The following is a 21,281-nucleotide window of genomic DNA, read 5'->3' as shown; positions in this document are numbered from 1 at the left end:
TTGGTATGCAAGTCAGTAACCCCTTCGACGTGGCGCAAGGGCAGTTTTACCTTCTGCAAAACCCTCACCAGCAGTTTAGCCTCTGGCCCCAGCAGTGTTCACTGCCTGTGGGCTGGACGGTGGTCTGCGAACCGCAGTCGCTTGAGGCGTGCAACGCCTGGCTCACCCAAAACTGGACGACGATTTATCCTGACCATTTCTCCGTCACCGGAGGCCGCCCATGAGCCCGCGTTTACCGCTGATCGCCGCCCAGCCGGGCATCTGGATGGCGGAAGCGCTGTCGACATTACCCAACGCCTGGAGCGTGGCGCACTACGTTGAGCTAAACGGGGAGATTAACGGCGACCTGTTGGCGCGCGCTATCGTGATGGGGCTGAACCAGGCCGACACGCTGCGCATGCGCTTTAGCGAAGAGAACGGTGAAGTCTGGCAGTGGCTGGATGACAGTATGGCGATTGCCGAACCGGCATGCCACGACCTGCGCGGTGAGTCTGACCCGCAGCAGGCGGCGCTAGCTCTGATGCAGCATGATCTCTCGCAAAATAGCCGCGTCGATAGCGGCAACCCACTCTATTGCCATCAGCTTTTCCGCGTCGGCGACAACCGCTGGTTCTGGTATCAGCGCTATCACCATCTGCTGGTGGACGGCTTCAGCTTCCCGGCGATTACCCGCCAGATAAGCCTGATTTATCAGGCGTTGGTCGCGGGTGAGACGCTGCCGGAACCGGCATTCACGCCGTTTGCCGACGTGGTAGACGAGTATCAACGCTACCGTGATAGCGAGGCGTTTCAGCGAGATAAAGCCTTTTGGGCCGAGCAGCGTAAAGCCTTGCCGTCTCCGGCCTCGCTCTCTTCTGCGCCGTTGCCGGGTCGCGCGCAAAGCACCGCTATCTGGCGTTTGAAGCTCACCGCCGACCGCCGGGCGTTTGCTCGACTGACCACCTCTGCACCGCAGTGCCAGCCCGCCGATTTGGCGTTGGCGCTGGTTGCACTCTGGTTAGGGCGTCTATGCGGGCGCAGCGACTACGCCGCCGGGTTTATCTTTATGCGCCGCATGGGCTCTGCCGCCCTGACGGCCACCGGCCCGGTGCTGAATGTGCTGCCGCTGGGCGTGACGCTGAACGGCCAGGAAACCTTGCCGGAACTGGCAACTCGCCTCTCCGGGCAGCTGAAAAAGATGCGTCGCCATCAGCGCTACGATGCGGAGCAGATTGTGCGTGATGCTGGAAAAGCGGCGGGCGATGAAGCGCTGTTTGGCCCGGTATTTAACGTCAAGATGTTTGATTATCGCCTCGGTTTCGCCGACGTTGAGGCGATAACACATACCCTAGCCACCGGCCCGGTAAACGACCTTGAGCTGGCGCTGTTCCCCGATGAAGAGGGCGGCCTGTCGCTGGAAATTCTGGCCAACCAGCAGCGTTATGATAAAGCGACGTTGCAGCAGAATATCGCTCGTTTAACCTCACTTTTGCAGCAGTTTGCCGATAATCCTGCACTGATGTGTGCCGATGCGGAGCTGCTGTCGCCTGACGAATATCAGCGTCTGGCGCAGATCAACGCCACTGAAAAATCCCTGCCGCGCGCCACGCTCAGTTCGCTGGTGGCCGAGCAGGCGGCGAAAACGCCGGATGCCGTGGCGCTGGTGGATGCGAACTATCGCTTTACCTACCGCGAGATGCGCCAGCAGGTAATCGCGCTGGCAAACGTGCTGCGCGAACGCGGGGTGAAGCCCGGTGATAGCGTCGCCGTCGCACTGCCGCGCTCGGTGTTCCTGACGCTGGCGCTGCACGCTATCGTTGAGGCGGGTGCGGCCTGGCTGCCGCTGGATACCGGCTACCCGGACGACCGCCTGCAGATGATGCTGGAAGACGCGCGACCGACGCTGCTGATTACCGCGGCTGACCAGTTGCACCGTTTCCCCAATATCGACAGCCTGTGCCTGAGCGCACCGCTGGAGGTGGGTGACGACCAGCCGCTCGCGCTGGCAACGCCGGAACAGACGGCCTATATCATCTTCACCTCAGGCTCGACCGGCCGCCCGAAAGGGGTGATGGTCGGCCATGAGGCTATTGTTAACCGTCTGCTGTGGATGCAAGACCACTATCCGCTGACCGCCGATGACGTGGTGGCGCAGAAAACGCCGTGCAGTTTTGATGTTTCGGTATGGGAGTTCTGGTGGCCGTTTATTACCGGCGCAAGCCTGGTAATGGCCGAGCCGGAAGCGCACCGCGACCCGTTGGCGATGCAGCGCTTCTTTGCCGATTATGGCATCACCACCACCCACTTCGTGCCGTCGATGCTGGCGGCGTTTGTGGCCTCGCTGACGCCGGGAACCGTAGACAGTTGCTGCTCGCTACAGCGGGTGTTCTGCAGCGGTGAAGCGCTACCGACCGCGCTATGCCGTGAGTGGGAAGTGCTGACCCACGTGCCGCTGCACAATCTCTATGGGCCAACGGAAGCGGCGGTGGACGTGAGCTGGTACCCGGCCTACGGCGAAGCGCTGGCGGCGGTGTCCGGCAACAGCGTGCCGATTGGCTTCCCGGTGTGGAATACCGGCCTGCGTATCCTTGATGCCATGATGCGCCCGGTGCCGTTTGGCGTGGCGGGCGATCTCTACCTCACCGGCATTCAGCTGGCGCAGGGCTATCTGGGCAGACCGGATCTGACCGCCAGCCGTTTTATTGCCGACCCGTTTGCTCCCGGTGAACGCATGTACCGTACCGGTGACGTGGCGCGTTGGCTGGATAATGGTGCGGTAGAATATCTCGGTCGCAGCGACGATCAGCTCAAAATTCGCGGTCAGCGCATTGAGCTGGGTGAAATCGACCGGGTGATGCAAAGCCTGCCGGACGTGGAACAGGCGGTAACGCACGCCTGCGTGATCAACCAGGCGGCAGCCACCGGCGGCGATGCACGCCAATTGGTGGGCTATGTGGTGTCGATTTCCGGTCTACCGTTAGATACCGAATCCCTGTTGGCGCAGCTCCGCCAACAGTTGCCGCCACATATGGTGCCAGTGGTGCTGTTACAGCTGAGCGCACTGCCGCTGAGCGCCAACGGTAAACTGGATCGTAAAGCGCTGCCGCTGCCGTCGCTGACGCAGAAAACGAGCGGTCGCGCGCCGCAAACGGCAACCGAACTGCAGGTCGCCGCGGCGTTCAGCCAACTGCTCGGCTGCGACATTCAGGACATCGACGCCGATTTCTTTGCCCTCGGCGGCCATTCGCTGCTCGCCATGCGCCTTGCCGCAACGCTGAGCCAGCAAACCGGGCGCAAAGTGACGCCGGGCCAGGTGATGGTGTCATCGACCGTTGGTCAACTGAGCGCGTTGCTCGACAGTAGCGACGACGAGCAGGCGCAGCGTCTGGGCTATGAGCCGCTGCTGCCGCTGCGCACCGGTGATGGCCCAACGCTGTTCTGCTTCCATCCGGCGTCTGGTTTTGCCTGGCAGTTCAGCGTGCTGTCGCGCTATCTGTCGCCGCGCTGGTCGATTACCGGCATTCAGTCTCCGCGCCCGGAAGGGCCGATGCAGAGCGCCGCGACGCTGGACGAGGTGTGCGAACATCATCTGGCGACGCTGCTCGCCCAGCAACCGCACGGGCCGTATTACCTGCTCGGCTATTCGCTCGGCGGTACGCTGGCGCAGGGCATCGCGGCGCGTTTACGTCAGTGCGGTGAAACGGTGGCGTTCCTCGGTCTGCTGGATACCTGGCCACCGGAAACGCAGAACTGGGCGGAAAAAGAGGCGAACGGCCTCGATCCGGCAGTATTGGCGGAGATTGACCGCGAGCGTGAAGCGTTTATTGCCGCCCAGCAGGGGCAGGGCTCTAGCGAGTTGTTCAGCGCGATTGAAGGCAACTACGCCGACGCCGTGCGCCTGCTGACCACCGCGCATAGCGCGAGGTTCGATGGCAAAGCGACGCTGTTCGTTGCCGAGAAAACCCGTCAGGCGGATCCACAGGCGGCCTGGGGGCCGTGGGTGGGCGAGCTGGAGGTTTACCATCAGGATTGTGCTCACGTCGACATCATTACGCCTGCGGCGTTTGAGGCGATTGGACCGGTGATGCGGGAGATATTGGGGTAGGTTTCGTGCTTTCCCGGGCTACATTGGATTCGTAGCCCGGGCAAGCGTTAGCGACCCCGGGAAAATTCACCGCCGCCCGAGCGGTACCACCAGCGGCGTATTCGCCACCGGGTCGTCAATAATCATGCAGCGCAGACCGTACACTGCTTCAATCAGCGCCGGAGTGACAATCTCTTTCGGCGCGCCTTCTGCCACAATCTTCCCATCGCGCAGGGCAATCAGGTGCGTCGCGTAGCGGCACGCCTGGTTTAAATCGTGCAGCACGGCGGCGAGCGTATAGCCGCGCTCGCGATTCAATTCGCTTAACAGTTCCAGCAGGTCAATCTGATGGCTGATATCAAGCCAGGTCGTTGGCTCGTCGAGCAACATAATCGACGTGTCCTGCGCCAGCACCATCGCAATCCACGCGCGCTGACGTTGGCCGCCGGAGAGGGTATCGACGCTCTGACCTGCCAGATTAACAATGCCGGTAGCCTGCATTGCATTCTGCACCGCATCCTCATCTTCCTGCCGCCAGCGGGTAAACAGTGGCTGATGCGGATAACGCCCGCGCGCAACCAACTCCTGTACCGAAATATCACCTGGCGTCGTGGCGTTTTGCGCCAGCAGGCCGACGCGACGCGCCACCTCTTTACTGGCGTAGCGCTGGATCTCTTCTCCGTCGAGATAGACGTGGCCGTGAACCGGCGTCATCAGGCGGCTGAGCGTGCGCAGCAGGGTCGATTTCCCGCAGCCGTTGGGGCCGATAATCGCGGTGAAATGGCCGTCAGGAATGGTGACGTTCAGCGACTCGGCGATGGTCTTTTTCCCGTAGGCAAGGGTTAACGCCTCGCCGCGCAGGCGAGCGACGGTGTCGGTCATTTTTTACGAGACTCCTGAATAAGCAGCACGATGAGGTAGATACCGCCCAGGCTAACGGTGACGACGCCCACCTGAAGCTGGTAAGGCAAGAACAGCTGCTGGGCGCAGTAGTCGGCGGCGGCCAGCAGCAGCGCGCCGCAGAGCGCCGCCTGGGTCAGCCCCCAGCGCGCGGTGCCGCTGAGGCGGCGGGCGATGTGCGGTGCGACCAGCGCAATAAAGGAAATCGGCCCGGCCAGCGCGGTGGCAGCGGCGGTCAGTACCACGGCGACCAGCATCAGCAGCAGGCGCGAAAGCTCGACGCGAACCCCCAACGCGCAGGCGCTGTCATCGCCCATTTCTAACAGCCGTAAACGGCGCACCAGCAGTGCCGAGCAGGCGAGGGCGACAACCATCATTGGTGCGGCAGGCCAGATTTTGGCCCACGTCAGGCCGTTAAGCGAACCGGCAAACCATAGCCCGGCGGAGACGGCGGTCTCCAGCGACGCGCGCAGCAGCAGCCAGGTGTTGAAGGCCATCAGCATCGCGCGGATGCCGATGCCGATAATAATCAGCCGGAAGGTTTCGATACCGTCGCGCCACGCCAGCGCCCACACGATAAGCGAGGTGGCGATGCCGCCCGCCATGGCGGCGAGGGTGATGGTGGTGAGGTTCTGGCCGAAGAAGACCAGCGCCACCAGCACGCCGCTCCACGCGCCGGTGTTAAAGCCCATCACGTCCGGGCTGCCCAACGGGTTGCGCATCAGCGACTGGAAAATCGCGCCGCTGACGCCGAGTGCGGCGCCAATCAACAGTGCCATCAGCACGCGCGGCAGACGCCATTCGGTGACCACCAGGGTGATGGCACGCGGCGCATCGCCGAACAGCGCGGCGAATATCTGTGAAAATTCCAGCGTGACCGCACCGCTGCGCAGACTCAACAGCGTGAGCACCAGGCATGCGGCGACCAGCAGCAGACAGCTGGCGACCAGACGGCGAGAAGGGGCGTTCATCGGCCACCTCCGTTTGATTTACGGCGGACGAGGAATATCAGCACCGGTGCGCCGATAAAGGCGCTGACCACTGACACCCGCAGTTCGCCGGGTACCAGCAGGCGACCAATAATATCGGCAAACAGCAGCAACGACGGCGTGGCGAGCAGGGTGACCGGCAGCGACCAGCGGTGATCTGAACCGACCAGCCAGCGGGAAATGTGCGGCATCATCAGGCCGATAAAGGCAATAGGGCCTACCACCGAGGTCGCGCTGGCGCACAGAATGGTGATCACCAGCAGCCCCATAATTTGCGTGCGCGCCACTTTATTGCCCAGCGCGGTGGCGGTGTCGGTACCGAGGCTCAGGCTGTTAAGCGAACGGCTCATCATCAGCGCGACAGCACCGGCAATCAGTACCGGAATGAGCACCGTTTTCAGGGTTTGCAGAGTGCGGATATCCAGCGAACCGGCCTGCCAGAAGCGCAGCTGATCGTAGACATCCTGGTTGAGCAGGGCGATGCCGCTGGAGAAACCTTCCAGTACGGCGGCGAGCGCCACGCCTGCCAGCGTTAAGCGTACCGGACTCAGTTGGCCGCCGCCCTGGCTGCCGGTAAAGGCGACGATTAACGAGGCGACCAGCGCGCCGCAAAAGGCCATCGCCAGCTGTTCCTGCGGCGAAGTGATGCCAAGCAGCGCCGCGCCTAACACGATGGCAAAGCTGGCTCCGGCGTTAACGCCAAGAATCCCGGGATCGGCAAGCGGATTACGGGTGAGGGTTTGCATCAGCGCTCCGGCAAGCCCCAGCGCACCACCGGCGAGCAGACCGGCCAGCGTTCGTGGCAGCCGGGCATCGAGCACGATGGTGCAGTCGGCGCTCTGGCAGGTGCCGCTAAGCGCGTCGATAACGACGTGAACCGGGAGCGGTTTGGCACCAATCAATAAACTGAGCGTGGCGGCGAGAAACAGCAGTATCAACAATCCAGGCAGCGCAAGGGCGCGCAGCACCGGGGTGGAAAACGACATGGCGACATCCCTGATTTGATAATGATAGTAATTATCGTTATCTATCTTATTCGCTTATGTTAGCATGAGCGCCCTCGGAAAGGGTAAGAAAAAACGTTCAAGGTTTTGTAATGAATCGACAATCCTGGCTGCTGAATCTGAGCCTGCTAAAAACGCATCCGGCCTTTCGCGCCGTCTTTATTGCTCGCTTTATCTCCATTCTCTCGCTGGGCCTGCTCGGCGTGGCGGTACCCGTCCAAATCCAGATGATGACCCACTCCACCTGGCAGGTAGGGCTTTCGGTCACGCTGACCGGCGGGGCGATGTTCGTCGGGCTGATGGTCGGCGGCGTGCTGGCGGACCGCTACGAGCGCCGCAAACTGATTCTGCTGGCGCGTGGCACCTGCGGTATTGGGTTTATCGGCCTGTGGTTAAACGCGCTGCTGCCGGAGCCGTCGCTGGTGGCGATTTATCTGCTGGGATTATGGGATGGCTTCTTTGCCTCGCTGGGCGTGACGGCGCTGCTGGCGGCGACGCCTGCGCTGGTTGGGCGTGAAAACCTGATGCAGGCTGGGGCGATCACTATGCTGACGGTACGCCTGGGCTCGGTGATTTCGCCAATGGTCGGCGGCCTGCTGCTGGCTTCCGGCGGCGTATCGTGGAACTACCTGCTGGCGGCACTGGGCACCTTTATTACCACACTGACGCTGCTGCGTTTACCGCAGTTGCCACCGCCGCCGCAGAAGCGCGAACATCCGTTCACTTCATTGGTGGCCGGTTTCCGTTTCCTGCTCGGTAGCCCGCTGATTGGCGGCATTGCGCTGCTGGGTGGGTTGGTGACGATGGCCAGCGCCGTGCGCGTGCTCTATCCCGCGCTGGCGCAGGGCTGGCAGATGTCAGCAGCACAGATTGGCCTGCTGTATGCGGCAATCCCGCTGGGGGCGGCTTTTGGTGCGTTAACCAGCGGAAGGCTGGCGCAGAACGAGCGTCCGGGCTGGGTGATGCTGCTGGCGACGGTCGGCGCGTTTGTGGCAATCGGTCTGTTTGCCATGATGCCGCATTGGGCGCTAGGGATGGTCTGTCTGGCGCTGTTTGGCTGGCTGAGTGCCATCAGTTCGCTGCTGCAATATACGTTGATTCAGACCCAGACGCCGGAAGCCATGCTCGGGCGCATTAACGGGCTGTGGACGGCGCAGAACGTCACCGGCGATGCCATTGGTGCGGCGCTGCTCGGCGGACTGGGGGCGATGTTGACCCCGGTGGCGTCGGCAAGCGTAAGCGGCTGGGGGTTGGCGATAGTTGGCGGGATTTTACTGCTGGCGTTGGGAGAACTGCGGCGGTTCCGGCGCGAGATCCCGGAGTCGGCGTAACCGCCTCGTCCGGGCTACAGGAAACCTGTAGCCCGGCCAAGCGAAGCACCGCCGGGAATGCTCGGTACTTAACCAAACAGCGCCGACAGCCGCGCTAACACGCGCGTTACGCTGTAATAGTCGAGGCGGAACGTCTCGGTACCTAATGCGTAAACATGCTTTTCTTTCACCGCCGGCAGGTGCGCCAGCAATGGGTTGGCATAAATCGCGTCCACGTCTTTCTGGTCACCGGCGAACAGGAACAGGCTGTTGCCGTTCAGTCCGGTCGCCAGGTTTTCACCGCCAAGCTGGATGATGTCGTGACGTTTGCCCTGGCTTTGGCTGGCGTGCAGGCCTTCCGGCAGCGTGGCGAGGGTAAAGCCGAGCTGGGAGAGGAACTGCCCCTGCGCGGATTCGCTGGTCCACAGGTTGGCACTATGCGCCGCGGCGGTATAGACCAGCGCGCTCACTGGCTGTGGTGGCAGCTTCATCTGCTGTTTCACCGTCGCCAGTTGCTTATCAAACTCGGCAATACGTGCCGCAGCCTGCTTCTCCTGCCCGGTGATAGTACCGAGCTGAGTCAACAGCGCCTGCCAGCTTTTATCGTCGTAGTTGACGATAAGCGTTGGGGCGATGGTGGAGAGCTGGTCGTACAGCGCCAGCGCGGAGTCACCGCCGGTGGCGCTAATCAGGATCAGATCCGGCATTTGCGCGGCCACGGCTTCGGCGCTTGGCTCGCCAATATAGAGGCGGGAGACCTTGCGTGCTTTTGCTACGTCGCCCCACTGGCGCAGGAAGCCCTGAGCATCGGCTACGCGGTTATTGGGTGTGGTAGCGCCGCTGGCGATTACCGGCGCATCAATTGCCAACAGAGAGCCGGTGAGGGTGACGCTGGTGGAGACGATGCGCGTCGGCTTGTGCTCCAGCGTGTGAACGCCGTGACTGTCGCTAATCTGGCGTGGCCATTCGGCGGCCTGGGTTGAGGATATTCCTAAAACACTGAAACCTGCGATGAGCGCCACGGTGCGCCATAAAGCGGAGAAGTTCACGGATATGCGTCCTGATTGTCATTGGTTAATGCTTCTCATTTTCAACTATTGTTCGCGCTGGATGCAAGCCCTCTTCCATTGCCGGGGCAGGGCAATATCAGGGCTACGCGCTTTTTATTAAGCACAAGATGCTGCTTAGCGCTGTTGACATACGAGGCGTTTACTTTTAGGTTACCCAACCAAAATATAAATGATAATTATTCGTAATATCTTTATCGTTTTTGGAGGATGATATGGAAACGTCACTTGCTGCGGATACACAAGAACAACACCATCAGGCTACGCTTTCGGCCGATAGCTTTTTCTTTATGTCGCCGTTCCGTAGTTTTACCACCTCGGGCAGCTTTCAGCGCTTCACCTGCCCGGCTGAAGGCGGTGATGCGCCAGATAGCGCATTCCAGCAGGGGCTAGCCTCGGCGTTTGCCGCGGCCAAAGCTGCCGGGATCGCCAATCCGGTGATGGTTGGTGCCATTCCGTTCGACACCACGCAGCCTTCCGCGCTGTATATCCCTGAACGCTGTGACGCGTTTTCGCGTACCGCAAAGCAACACGCTTCCCGCTACCACGCCTTGCGCGATCCGCTGGCGGTGGTGGCGCGCCGTGAAATCCCCGAAAGCCCGGTGTTCCTCGATATGGTGGCCCGCGCGGCGGCGCTGACCGCGACGCCGCTGGTCAATAAAGTGGTGCTTTCCCGCCTGATTGATATTGAAGCCGAGCAGACGTTGGACAGCGGTGCGCTGCTGGAGCGTCTGGTGGCGCAAAACCCGGCGAGCTTTAACTTCCACGTGCCGCTGCCGGACGGTGGCGTGCTGCTGGGCGCCAGCCCTGAGCTGCTGCTGCGCAAAGAGGGTTCGTTGTTCCATTCGCTGCCGCTGGCTGGCTCCGCGCGTCGTCAGCCGGACGACATGCTGGATCGCGAAGCGGGCAACCGCCTGCTGGCTTCGGAAAAAGACCGTCACGAGCATGAGCTGGTGACCCAGTCGATGAAAAAAACGCTGGCGCCGCGTAGCCTGCAGCTCTCGCTGCCGAGCACACCGCAGCTGGTCACCACGCCAACCCTGTGGCACCTCGCCACGCCAATTCAAGGCCAGGCTAAAGCGGAAGAAAACGCGCTGACGCTCGCTTGCCTGCTGCACCCAACGCCTGCGCTGAGCGGTTTCCCGCATCAGGCGGCGAAACAGCTGATTGCCGAGCTGGAGCCGTTCGAGCGCGACCTGTTCGGCGGCATTGTCGGCTGGTGTGACGCCGAAGGTAACGGCGAGTGGGTAGTGACTATCCGCTGCGCACGCGTCAAAGCCAATAGCGTGCGTCTGTTTGCCGGGGCGGGCATTGTGCCTGCGTCATCGCCGGAGTCCGAGTGGCGCGAAACCGGCGTAAAACTTTCGACCATGCTAAATGTTTTCGGCCTGCATTAAGGAATCATAATGACCGTAGAATTTACCCGCTGGCCGGACGCGCTGGCGGCGCGCTACCGCGAGAAAGGTTACTGGCAGGATCTGCCATTGACCGAAATGCTAACCCGCCACGCAGGTAGCGACGCAATTGCGGTGATTGATGGCGACCATCAGATTAGCTATCGGCAACTGAATATCTACGTCGATAACCTGGCGGCTTCGCTACAGCACAAAGGCCTTAAGCGTGGCGAAACCGCGCTGGTGCAGTTGGGCAATATCGCCGAGTTTTACATTACGCTGTTTGCGCTGCTGAAAATCGGCGTCGCGCCGGTGAACGCGCTGTTCAGCCATCAGCGCAGCGAGCTGAATGCCTACGCCGAGCAGATTGCCCCGGCGGCGCTGATTGCCGACCGTTCGCATACGCTGTTTGGTGACGATAGTTTCCTGAACGCGTTTTGCGAACAGCATCGCTCCCTGCGCATGGTGCTGCTGCGTAAAGGTGAGGGCGAACATGCGCTCGAGGCGGCGATTGCTCGCCCGGCCGTCGACTTTACCCCAACGCCAACCGCTGCCGACGAAGTGGCCTTTTTTCAGCTCTCCGGCGGCAGTACCGGCACGCCGAAGCTTATTCCCCGCACCCACAACGACTACTACTACAGCATTCGCCGCAGTAATGAGATTTGCCACTTTGATGCGCAGACTCGCTATCTCTGCGCGATCCCGTCGGCGCATAACTACGCCATGAGCTCGCCGGGGGCGCTGGGCGTCTTCCTGGCGCAAGGGACGGTGGTGCTGGCGGCGGACCCAAGCGCCACGCTCTGCTTCCCGTTGATTGAAAAGCATCAGGTGAACGTCGCGGCGCTGGTGCCGCCAGCGGTTAGCCTGTGGCTGCAGGCGATTACCGAATGGGGCAGCAACGCCCAGCTCCGTTCGCTGACGCTGCTCCAGGTGGGCGGTGCGCGTCTTTCTGCAACCCTGGCGGCGCGTATTCCGGCGGAGATCGGCTGCCAGCTGCAGCAGGTGTTCGGCATGGCGGAAGGGCTGGTGAACTACACCCGTCTGGATGATTCAGAAGAAAAGATCCTCAACACTCAAGGCTACCCGATGTGCCCGGACGACGAAGTGTGGGTGGCGGATGCCGACGGTAACCCATTGCCGCGCGGCGAAGTTGGCCGACTGATGACCCGTGGCCCATACACTTTCCGCGGTTACTACAAGAGCCCGCAGCATAACGCCTGCGCCTTTGATGCCGACGGCTTTTACTGCTCGGGCGATCTTATCTCCATCGACGAAGAGGGTTACATCACCGTTGAAGGGCGTGAGAAAGATCAGATTAACCGCGGCGGCGAGAAGATTGCCGCTGAAGAGATTGAGAATCTACTGCTGCGCCATGACGCGGTGGTCTACGCGGCGCTGGTCAGCATGGAAGACAGCCTGCTTGGTGAGAAAAGCTGCGCCTATCTGGTGGTGAAAGAGCCGCTGCGTGCCGTGGCCGTCCGCCGTTTCCTGCGTGAGCAGGGCGTGGCCGAATTTAAACTGCCTGACCGCGTCGAGTGCGTAGATGAACTGCCGCTGACCCACGTCGGGAAAGTCGATAAAAAACAATTACGTCAGTGGCTGGCGAGCCGCTCGCAGGGCTGAAGGAGAGAACAACATGGCGATTCCAAAATTACAGGGCTACGCGCTACCAACCGCGCTGGATCTTCCCGAGAACAAGGTCAACTGGGCGTTTGAACCGTCGCGCGCCGCGCTGCTGATCCACGATATGCAGGAGTATTTCCTCAACTTCTGGGGCGAGGACAGCGAAATGATGGAGACCGTGGTGGCTAACATTGCCGCGCTGCGTGACTTCTGTAAGAAAAACGATATTCCGGTGTACTACACCGCGCAGCCGAAGGAGCAGAGCGATGAAGACCGTGCGCTGCTGAATGATATGTGGGGGCCGGGGCTGACCCGCTCGCCGGAGCAGCAGCGGGTGATTGCGGCGCTGGCGCCGGATACGCAGGATACCGTGCTGGTGAAGTGGCGTTACAGCGCGTTCCACCGCTCGCCGCTGGAGCAGATGCTCAAAGAGACCGGGCGTAATCAGCTGATTATCACCGGCGTCTATGCGCACATTGGCTGCATGACCACCGCCACCGACGCCTTTATGCGTGATATTAAGCCGTTCTTTGTCGCCGACGCGCTGGCAGACTTTAGCCGCGACGAGCACCTGATGTCGCTGAAATATGTTGCTGGTCGTAGCGGCCGCGTGGTGATGACCGATGAACTGCTGCCGTCCGTGCCAACCAGCAAAGCGGCGCTGCGTGCGCTGGTGCTGCCGCTGCTGGATGAGTCTGATGAACCGCTCGACGATGACAACCTGATTGATTACGGCCTCGACTCCGTGCGCATGATGACGCTGGCGGCACGCTGGCGTAAAGTGCACGGCGATATCGACTTCGTGATGCTGGCGAAAAATCCAAGCATCGACGCCTGGTGGGCGCTGCTCTCCCGCGAGGTGAAATAATGGCCGGGTTCGATTTTAACGGCCAGACGGTGTGGGTGACCGGGGCAGGAAAAGGCATTGGTTACGCCACCGCGCTGGCGTTTGTGGAGGCGGGCGCGAAGGTGACCGGTTTCGACCTGGCCTTCGATGGTGAGCATTATCCATTCGCCACCGAAGTGCTGAACGTGGCGGATGCAAAGCAGGTAGCGCAGGTTTGCGAACGTCTGCTTGCCACCACCGAGCGGCTGGACGTGCTGGTGAACGCCGCCGGAATTTTGCGGATGGGCGCGACGGATGCGTTAAGCCTGGAAGACTGGCAGCAGACCTTTGCGGTCAACGTCGGCGGCGCGTTTAACCTGTTCCAGCAGACGATGGCACAGTTCCGTCGTCAGCAGGGCGGGGCAATTGTTACCGTCGCTTCCGATGCGGCGCATACGCCGCGTATCGGCATGAGCGCCTATGGTGCGTCGAAGGCGGCGCTAAAAAGCCTGGCGCTGACTGTCGGGCTGGAGCTTTCCAGCGCGGGCGTGCGCTGTAACATCGTTTCGCCGGGTTCGACCGACACTGATATGCAGCGCGTGTTGTGGGTGAGTGACGACGCTGAGCAGCAGCGTATTCGTGGCTTTGGTGAGCAGTTTAAGCTCGGCATTCCGCTGGGGAAAATTGCCCGTCCGCAGGAGATTGCCAACACCATTTTGTTCCTCGCATCGAGCAGCGCCAGCCACATCACGCTGCAGGATATTGTGGTGGACGGCGGCTCAACGCTGGGAGCGTAGGATGATCTGGAAGCGCCATTTAACCCTCGATGAATTGAACGCCACCAGTGAGAACACCATGGTGGCGCATCTGGGGATTGTTTATACCCATATCGGCGACGACAGCCTGGAAGCGGTGATGCCGGTGGACAGCCGCACCCATCAGCCGTTCGGCCTGTTGCACGGCGGTGCATCGGCGGCGCTGGCGGAGACGCTGGGCTCGATGGCCGGTTTTCTGATGACCCGCGAGGGGCAGTGCGTGGTGGGCACCGAACTGAATGCATCACACCACCGCCCGGTTTCTCAAGGGCAGGTGCGGGCGGTGTGCCAGCCGCTGCATCTGGGGCGTCAAAGCCAGAGCTGGGAAATTGTCGTTTTTGACGAGCAGGGGCGACGTTGCTGTACCTGCCGGTTAGGGACGGCGGTGCTGGGTTAGGTTTTGTGTCCGATCCCGGCGGCGCTTCGCTTGGCCGGGCTACAATTCGAGGCGTAGCCCGGCCAAGCGAAGCGCCGCCGGGAACCTCTCAATTTCTTCCGCCATCTCTCATCCGTTTTTCTGACTTAAGTGATCCCGTTAACAATGTGATGTAAATGTCGGGTGTTGTTCCTGTTCATATTCGTTTCAAGGTTGTTAAATCAAGTGTGCTTGCTATGGACACAAAATGTAACATCCTCTGCTACTGATACGGACAATAACTATGAACAATTCAGGGAAATACCTTATATGGGCGTTACTCTCCATTGTCGGAGCGTTTGCCCTGGGCTACATCGCCCTCAATCGTGGTGAACAGATAAACGCATTGTGGATCGTCGTGGCGGCGGTCTGCGTTTATCTCATCGCCTACCGTTTTTACGGCCTCTATATTGCCAAAAAGGTGCTGCAGGTTGACCCGACGCGCATGACGCCTGCCGTGCGTCATAACGACGGTCTAGACTATGTACCAACGGACAAAAAAGTACTGTTTGGTCACCACTTTGCGGCGATTGCCGGGGCGGGCCCGCTGGTAGGGCCGGTGCTGGCGGCGCAAATGGGTTACCTGCCAGGCATGCTCTGGCTGTTAGCCGGGGTGGTGCTGGCCGGTGCGGTCCAGGACTTTATGGTGCTGTTCGTTTCCACCCGTCGCGATGGTCGTTCGCTGGGTGAGCTGGTGAAAGAGGAGATGGGGCCGGTCGCTGGCGTCATTGCGTTGGTGGCGACCTTTATGATCATGGTGATCATTCTGGCGGTGCTGGCGATGATCGTGGTAAAAGCGCTGACCCACAGCCCGTGGGGAACCTATACCGTGGCCTTTACCATTCCGCTGGCGCTGTTTATGGGGATTTATATTCGCTATCTGCGTCCGGGACGCATTGGCGAAGTGTCGGTTATTGGTCTGGTGCTGCTGGTGTTTGCGATTATTTCCGGCGGCTGGGTGGCGGCAAGCGAAACCTGGGCACCGTGGTTTGATTATACCGGCGTACAGCTGACCTGGATGCTGGTGGGCTACGGCTTTGTGGCTTCTGTGCTGCCGGTATGGCTGCTGCTGGCACCGCGCGACTACCTTTCTACCTTCCTGAAAATCGGCACTATCGTTGGGCTGGCGATTGGTATACTGATTATGCGTCCAACGCTGACCATGCCAGCGCTGACCAAATTTGTTGATGGTACCGGCCCGGTGTGGACTGGCGACCTGTTCCCGTTCCTGTTTATCACCATCGCCTGCGGCGCGGTTTCTGGTTTCCACGCGCTGATTGCCTCCGGCACCACGCCGAAGATGCTGGCGAACGAAAATCAGGCCTGCTTTATCGGCTACGGCGGTATGCTGATGGAATCCTTCGTCGCCATCATGGCGCTGGTTTCTGCCTGTATTATCGACCCGGGCGTCTACTTTGCGATGAACAGCCCGATGGCGATGCTGGCACCAGCCGGTACCGTTGACGTGGTGGCTTCTGCGGCGCAGGTGGTCAGCAGTTGGGGCTTTGCGGTGACGCCGGACCTGCTGCATCAAATTGCCAACGAAGTCGGTGAGCAGTCGATCATTTCTCGTGCGGGCGGTGCGCCGACGCTGGCGGTGGGGATGGCCTATATCCTTCACGGGGCGCTGGGCGGCCTGATGGATGTGTCGTTCTGGTATCACTTTGCCATTCTGTTTGAAGCGCTGTTTATTCTGACGGCGGTGGATGCGGGTACCCGTGCGGCGCGCTTTATGCTGCAAGACCTGCTGGGCGTTATCAATCCAGGGCTTAAACGTACGGATTCTCTGCCCGCTAACCTGCTGGCAACGGCACTGTGCGTGCTGGCCTGGGGTTACTTCCTGCATCAAGGGGTGGTTGACCCGCTGGGCGGCATTAACACCCTGTGGCCGCTGTTCGGTATCGCGAACCAGATGCTGGCGGGTATGGCGCTGATGCTCTGTGCGGTGGTACTGTTCAAGATGAAACGTCAGCGCTACGCGTGGGTTGCGCTGGTACCAACCTCGTGGTTGCTGGTGTGTACGCTGGTAGCGGGCTGGCAGAAGTCGTTCAGCGAAGATACCCGCGTGGGCTTCCTGGCGATTGCCAACAAGTTCCAGGCGATGATCGACAGCGGCAACATTCCGCCGCAGTACACCGAATCGCAGCTGGCGCAACTGGTGTTCAACAACCGTCTTGATGCCGGGCTGACCATCTTCTTTATGGTGGTGGTGGTCGTGTTGGCGCTGTTCTCACTCAAAACCGCACTGGCGGCATTGAAAGAGGATAAACCGACGGCGAAAGAGACCCCGTATGAGCCGATGCCGGCGGATGCGGAGAATCTGGTGGCGCAGGCGAAACGCGCGCACTAATTTCATTTGCGCGTGGTTTAATGAAGTTGTAGCCCGGCCGAGCGCAGCGACGCCGGGCTTACCCAAAGGACAAAAACGATGTTTGATACGCTTTCGAAAGCCGGAAAATACCTCGGCCAGGCCGCTAAAATGATGATTGGCGTGCCGGACTACGACAATTATGTTGAACACATGCGCATCACGCACCCGGACCAGACGCCGATGACCTACGAAGAATTTTTCCGCGATCGTCAGGACGCGCGCTACGGCGGGAAGGGCGGCGCGAAATGTTGCTAACGTTTATTTAGACATCTAAACGTCTTGATTGCCAAACACGTTCGCCGTGTTATATTGATGTTAACTTTGGCATCACGAGCGGCAGACGAAGAATGACGAATAAGCAACTCATCCCACAAAGCAAGCTACCCAACCTCGGCACCACCATTTTCACCCAGATGAGCGCGCTGGCGCAGCAGCACCAGGCGATCAACCTTTCACAGGGCTTCCCCGATTTTGACGGCCCCACTTACCTTCAGGCACGGCTGGCGCACCATGTCGCCGCGGGCGCAAACCAATACGCGCCGATGACCGGCGCGCTGGCGCTGCGTGAAGCGATTGCCGAGAAAACGCAGGCGCTGTATGGCCACTCGCCGGACGTGAATAATGAGATTACGGTCACCGCCGGAGCGACAGAAGCGCTTTACGCGGCGATTACCGCGCTGGTGCGCGACGGCGATGAGGTTATCTGCTTCGACCCAAGCTATGACAGCTATGCGCCGGCGGTTGAGCTTTCCGGTGGCATCGTGAAGCGTATCGCGCTGCAGCCGCCGCACTTTCGCGTCGACTGGCAGGCATTTGCCGACACGTTGAGCGATAAAACCCGGCTGGTTATTCTCAATACTCCGCATAACCCCTCAGCCACCGTATGGCAGGCGGCCGATTTTGAGGCGCTATGGCAGGCCATTGCTGAGCGAGAAATCTACGTACTCAGCGATGAAGTGTATGAGCATATCTGCTTTAGCGAAGCCGGACACGCCAGCGTGCTGGCGCACCCGCAGCTTCGCGAGCGGGCGGTGGCGGTTTCATCGTTTGGCAAAACCTATCATATGACCGGCTGGAAGGTGGGGTACTGCGTCGCGCCCGCGCCGATAAGCGCCGAGCTGCGTAAGGTGCACCAATATCTGACCTTTGCCGTCAATACCCCGGCACAGCTGGCGCTGGCGGATATGCTGCGCGCTGAGCCTGAGCACTACCGCCAACTGCCCGATTTTTATCGGACGCGCCGTGACCTGTTCATCGATGCGCTAAGCCAGAGTCGACTGAAGTTGCTGCCCTGCGAAGGCACCTACTTCCTGCTGGCGGACTACAGCGCCATTTCCGAGCTCGATGACGTGAGCTTTTGCCAGTGGCTGACCACTGAAATTGGCGTGGCGGCGATCCCGTTGTCGGTCTTCTGTGCAGCACCGTTCCCGCATAAGCTGATTCGCCTGTGCTTTGCCAAGCAGGAAGCGACGCTGCTGGCCGCCGCTGAGCGTCTGTGCAGGCTGTAGCTATTTAACCGTCCAGGCCTGTGAGTACTGGCGATTGCCGAATAGTTCGCACAGGCCGTTAATTTGTTTAAGACGCAGAATTTCATCGGCGTCCATGCCCAGCTCCTGACCGATTTTCTCATCATCCCAGCCGAGCTGACTCAGTTCGCGCACGATATCTGACATTGCGCCTATCTGATGGCGGCCGCGCGCGCGGTTATGACGAACGGTGGCCGCCATTCGTGATGGCTGCGAATGGTCGCTATTTTCTAGCTGGGTAATCGGCAAATAGCCCTGTAGGCGTTTTTTCAGCGCGGCTTTTGACTGTGACAGCAGATGGCGGTGGAAACCATCGACAATCTCATAGGCGTTGCTGTTTTTCTCTATCACCACAATCGGTTGAGTAAAACCGTCGGCTTCCAGCGATTTGGCGAGCAGGCGTTTTTCCGGCGGCGCCATATTGTTGGGGTTGTAGTCATTCGGCGAAACCCGCTCCTCTTTCACCCACAGCACGCAGTCAATCGGCTGGTCGCGAAATGGGCTCTCCTCGTGCAAAGCCTGCCGAAACTGATTAATCGCATCAATCTTCTCTTCGTCCGATAAGGTCTGTAGATAGCCTTGCAGCTGCGCAATCAGTTTTTGTTGCATAGTAACCCCCATTGTTGACGCTTCTGTGCCATGCGCTTGCGGTAGCGTTGGTAGTGGCTGGCTTTTGTTGGGCTGAAAGAGAGCATCCGGCACCAATAATCATTGTTTAATAAGACTTTGCAGATTCGTCGCCACGACGGAACGTCTTTAGAGCCGAGGTCTTTCTCCTGGCTGTCTGGGATATCTTCCCATCCCTGCTTTTGATACCAGTGAAGATAGACGGCGATCTTATTGCGATAGTGGTCGGCGGTGGCTTCCGGCATGCTATACAGCAGAAAATGGGCGTAACTGCGCCAGCTATGATGCTGCGGCTTTTCGATTTTCCGATGGCCGTAGAACTGGTTATCCTGCCCGGCATAGATCCCGCCGCTGTGGACGCCGCTGACCCGCTGGCACATTGCGGCCCAGCGTTCAGGCTCCAGGACGTGATAGAGCCACAGCCCTTGTCGCTGCTCCGGGCCAAAGGGTTCGCAGATACGCATATAGCGCAGCGGCACGCCCGCTTGATGCATCAGATCGTAGAGCGGGTTATAGGGCTGCTTGCTTTTGGCAAACCAGGTCCAGATATCCGCCGTTTTCCAGTCATAGATCGGATAGACGTACCAGGCATGATTGCCCGGTGCAACGGTCGTCCAGGGTTTATCATCGGCAAAGCGGCGCTTTCGCTGCGAGGCAATAGTCAGAAAGCGGTTGTAGGACTCGTCGGCGCGAATACCGACCATCACGGCGGCGGGACGCTGCTGGGAAAACCAATCGGCAAACTTTTGTACGAACAGTTCGAAGCTCATGCCTGGCTCATAAAAGGGAAAAAAATCGGGGTCGGTAATGGCATCTTCAGGCGGCTGCCTGACCCATTCTGCCCCCGGCTCCCAGCACTGCCACTCAGGGTTGAATTGGGTGAGTGAATTTTGGGTGGTGAGCGGCAAGGCAACCCAATAAAAAGTGTCAATCACGTCGCAATACAGCGTGCGTAATTTTTGACAATGATTGATGGTATAGGAGAACTGAGCTTCCCAATCAATAAACAGCACGCTGAATTTTTTGCCAGATTGGCGCGCCTGTTCGGCGGCTAAATGCAGCATGACCGTAGAATCTTTCCCGCCGGAAAAAGAGATACAAACGCGGGGGAGGTTATTCAACGTCCAGCTTATCCGTTCCCGACTTGCCTCCAGAACGGAGAGAGGCAAGGGGAGTTTGATGATTGACATAAATCAGCAATCCTTTATGGCGATGATGTCTAATAAGGTGCTGATTATAGTACGCTGTTATGAGAAGTAATAAATAAGATAATACATGCAGTATTTTTATTTATGGTGGTGATGTATTTATTTTGTGAATGTATTAGAGGTTCTTTGTTTTTTCTATAATCTTAGAAAAGAAGGGAAGACTCATCGATGAACGGCTGTAAATCATGTATATTGGGAATGAAGGTAATATTATTTTTGTTGAGATTTCTTTTAGTGTTAGCACATCTTTTAAAAGCTCGAATGCAAATTTCGGCACAATACCGACTAAATCACTGTGGTTAAGAGTGTTAAAAATAGCCATTAATGACGATGAGGTGAACGCAATGTCTCTCTCTGTTAATTGTGCGGAATCATTGGCCTTCTGAAATTCTTTAATCTGATGTTCACGTGCCTGATATAGAGTGAATCGTTCTTGTGAAAGTTGCTCTGATGTTGCGCTGTCGCCCAATCGTGGATGGTTCTGACTGCAGGCCAGGATGAGTTGGGCTTCGCTAAACGGTACACAAACCAATGAACGATTACTATGCTGTTGCAGGGTAAATACCACGTCAGCCTTGCGATAATTCATTATTTCTTCAATGTCTTCGGTTTCTGTCGCTGTATCGTGATAAACCACCTCAAGATTTCTATCTTCAAGAAGAATGTTCATAAATTGATTGAGCTTAGGCTGGGCGTGAAGCTGCGGGCCATATACCACAAAACGTCTTCTGAGGTCAGCTTTACCCATAATGTTAATAGTCTGTTCAAGACCGTTAAGATTATCTTCAAGATGTAAGTGCAGGTTATCGGCTACGGTCGTTGGCGTTATACCTTTACCAGCGCGCACAAAAAGCGGGTCGTTTAACTGGACGCGGAGTCGCTGCAACGACTGGCTAACGGCTGAAGGTGTAATAAATAACGTTTGCGCTGCCTTACTAATACTCAAGTTCTGGTATATACATTCAAAAATAATGAGTAAATTAAGGTCAAAACGCTTTAGGTTGTAAAGATTTGCCATGAGATATTCCTTTATTGTTTTTACAAATGCATACATGACGAAACATGAGTCATGCTCTTCCGAAACTATCCATGTGTTCGAAAAACTACATTGAAATTTAACTGCACCTGAATATATAACAGGCG

General features: G+C 58.8%; 18 protein-coding genes. 11 read left to right on the top strand and 7 right to left on the bottom strand.

The annotated features are described in order from the left end of the window. Positions 1-5 precede the first annotated feature (5 nt). Both FHC49_RS02530 and entF read left to right on the top strand, forming a co-directional pair. On the top strand, positions 6-224 hold the full coding sequence (locus tag FHC49_RS02530) for an MbtH family NRPS accessory protein (RefSeq protein WP_220438514.1): 219 nt from the start codon (positions 6-8) through the stop codon (positions 222-224). Then, on the top strand, positions 221-4,084 hold the full coding sequence (gene entF / locus FHC49_RS02525) for an enterobactin non-ribosomal peptide synthetase EntF (protein WP_220438506.1): 3,864 nt from the start codon (positions 221-223) through the stop codon (positions 4,082-4,084). Before FHC49_RS02530 ends, entF begins: the two co-directional genes overlap by 4 nt. A 66-nt stretch (positions 4,085-4,150) precedes the next feature. On the opposite strand, the gene fepC is transcribed toward entF, so the two are convergent. From fepC to fepD, 3 genes are read right to left on the bottom strand one after another with little or no spacing between them, the layout of a single operon-like run. Then, a complete protein-coding gene (gene fepC, locus FHC49_RS02520) occupies positions 4,151-4,945 on the bottom strand; it encodes an iron-enterobactin ABC transporter ATP-binding protein (protein WP_220438505.1) in 795 nt (264 codons plus the stop codon). Further along, positions 4,942-5,934 carry an iron-enterobactin ABC transporter permease gene (gene fepG, locus FHC49_RS02515; protein ID WP_185669585.1) on the bottom strand — a complete coding sequence of 331 codons (993 nt, stop codon included), beginning with the start codon at positions 5,932-5,934 and terminating at the stop codon, positions 4,942-4,944. The genes fepC and fepG overlap by 4 nt, the downstream gene beginning before the upstream one ends. Further along, on the bottom strand, positions 5,931-6,938 hold the full coding sequence (gene fepD / locus FHC49_RS02510; RefSeq protein ID WP_185669586.1) for a Fe(3+)-siderophore ABC transporter permease: 1,008 nt from the start codon (positions 6,936-6,938) through the stop codon (positions 5,931-5,933). Before fepD ends, fepG begins: the two co-directional genes overlap by 4 nt. A gap of 110 nt (positions 6,939-7,048) precedes the next feature. Here fepD and entS point away from each other — a divergent pair, with 110 nt between their 5' ends. After that, on the top strand, positions 7,049-8,287 hold the full coding sequence (entS, locus tag FHC49_RS02505; RefSeq protein ID WP_185669587.1) for an enterobactin transporter EntS: 1,239 nt from the start codon (positions 7,049-7,051) through the stop codon (positions 8,285-8,287). 68 nt (positions 8,288-8,355) lie between these two features. Here entS and fepB read toward each other — a convergent pair whose 3' ends face one another. Then, on the bottom strand, positions 8,356-9,315 hold the full coding sequence (fepB, locus tag FHC49_RS02500) for a Fe2+-enterobactin ABC transporter substrate-binding protein (protein ID WP_220438503.1): 960 nt from the start codon (positions 9,313-9,315) through the stop codon (positions 8,356-8,358). 233 nt (positions 9,316-9,548) lie between these two features. Here fepB and entC point away from each other — a divergent pair, with 233 nt between their 5' ends. The 8 genes from entC to FHC49_RS02460 all read left to right on the top strand — a co-directional run bounded on the left by entC (position 9,549) and on the right by FHC49_RS02460 (position 18,285). Beyond that, the gene (gene entC / locus FHC49_RS02495; RefSeq protein WP_220438501.1) at positions 9,549-10,730 is read left to right on the top strand and encodes an isochorismate synthase EntC; all 1,182 of its coding nucleotides are present in this window, start codon (positions 9,549-9,551) and stop codon (positions 10,728-10,730) included. A 9-nt stretch (positions 10,731-10,739) separates the two neighbouring features. Further along, the gene (gene entE / locus FHC49_RS02490; RefSeq protein WP_220438499.1) at positions 10,740-12,350 is read left to right on the top strand and encodes a (2,3-dihydroxybenzoyl)adenylate synthase EntE; all 1,611 of its coding nucleotides are present in this window, start codon (positions 10,740-10,742) and stop codon (positions 12,348-12,350) included. A gap of 13 nt (positions 12,351-12,363) precedes the next feature. Further along, entirely contained in the window at positions 12,364-13,218 is an 855-nt protein-coding gene (locus FHC49_RS02485) for an isochorismatase (protein WP_220438490.1), read from the top strand. Continuing rightward, a complete protein-coding gene (entA, locus tag FHC49_RS02480) occupies positions 13,218-13,973 on the top strand; it encodes a 2,3-dihydro-2,3-dihydroxybenzoate dehydrogenase EntA (RefSeq protein ID WP_220438488.1) in 756 nt (251 codons plus the stop codon). Before FHC49_RS02485 ends, entA begins: the two co-directional genes overlap by 1 nt. A gap of 1 nt (position 13,974) precedes the next feature. Continuing rightward, complete coding sequence (gene entH, locus FHC49_RS02475; RefSeq protein ID WP_185669593.1) at positions 13,975-14,388, top strand: proofreading thioesterase EntH; 414 nt, start codon at positions 13,975-13,977, stop codon at positions 14,386-14,388. A gap of 262 nt (positions 14,389-14,650) precedes the next feature. After that, entirely contained in the window at positions 14,651-16,756 is a 2,106-nt protein-coding gene (gene cstA / locus FHC49_RS02470) for a pyruvate/proton symporter CstA (protein WP_185669848.1), read from the top strand. A 78-nt stretch (positions 16,757-16,834) separates the two neighbouring features. Next, entirely contained in the window at positions 16,835-17,032 is a 198-nt protein-coding gene (locus tag FHC49_RS02465) for a YbdD/YjiX family protein (RefSeq protein WP_035895883.1), read from the top strand. Positions 17,033-17,124: 92 nt separating this feature from the next. After that, positions 17,125-18,285 (top strand): pyridoxal phosphate-dependent aminotransferase, encoded by a 1,161-nt coding sequence (locus FHC49_RS02460; RefSeq protein ID WP_220438486.1) that lies wholly within the window; start codon positions 17,125-17,127, stop codon positions 18,283-18,285. Here FHC49_RS02460 and FHC49_RS02455 read toward each other — a convergent pair whose 3' ends face one another. The 3 genes from FHC49_RS02455 to FHC49_RS02445 all read right to left on the bottom strand — a co-directional run bounded on the left by FHC49_RS02455 (position 18,286) and on the right by FHC49_RS02445 (position 21,156). Continuing rightward, on the bottom strand, positions 18,286-18,912 hold the full coding sequence (locus tag FHC49_RS02455) for a ParB/RepB/Spo0J family partition protein (protein ID WP_220438485.1): 627 nt from the start codon (positions 18,910-18,912) through the stop codon (positions 18,286-18,288). Continuing rightward, on the bottom strand, positions 18,897-20,120 hold the full coding sequence (locus FHC49_RS02450) for a phosphoadenosine phosphosulfate reductase (RefSeq protein ID WP_220438484.1): 1,224 nt from the start codon (positions 20,118-20,120) through the stop codon (positions 18,897-18,899). The genes FHC49_RS02455 and FHC49_RS02450 overlap by 16 nt, the downstream gene beginning before the upstream one ends. Positions 20,121-20,253: 133 nt before the next feature. Beyond that, entirely contained in the window at positions 20,254-21,156 is a 903-nt protein-coding gene (locus tag FHC49_RS02445; protein WP_185669845.1) for a LysR family transcriptional regulator, read from the bottom strand. Between the last annotated feature and the right edge of the window lie 125 nt (positions 21,157-21,281).

Source organism: Kluyvera sp. EC_51, from assembly GCF_019584505.1.
GTDB lineage: Bacteria > Pseudomonadota > Gammaproteobacteria > Enterobacterales > Enterobacteriaceae > Kluyvera > Kluyvera sichuanensis.
Note: the sequence above shows the minus strand (reverse complement) of the source record. Positions and strands in the feature narration are given on the sequence as shown.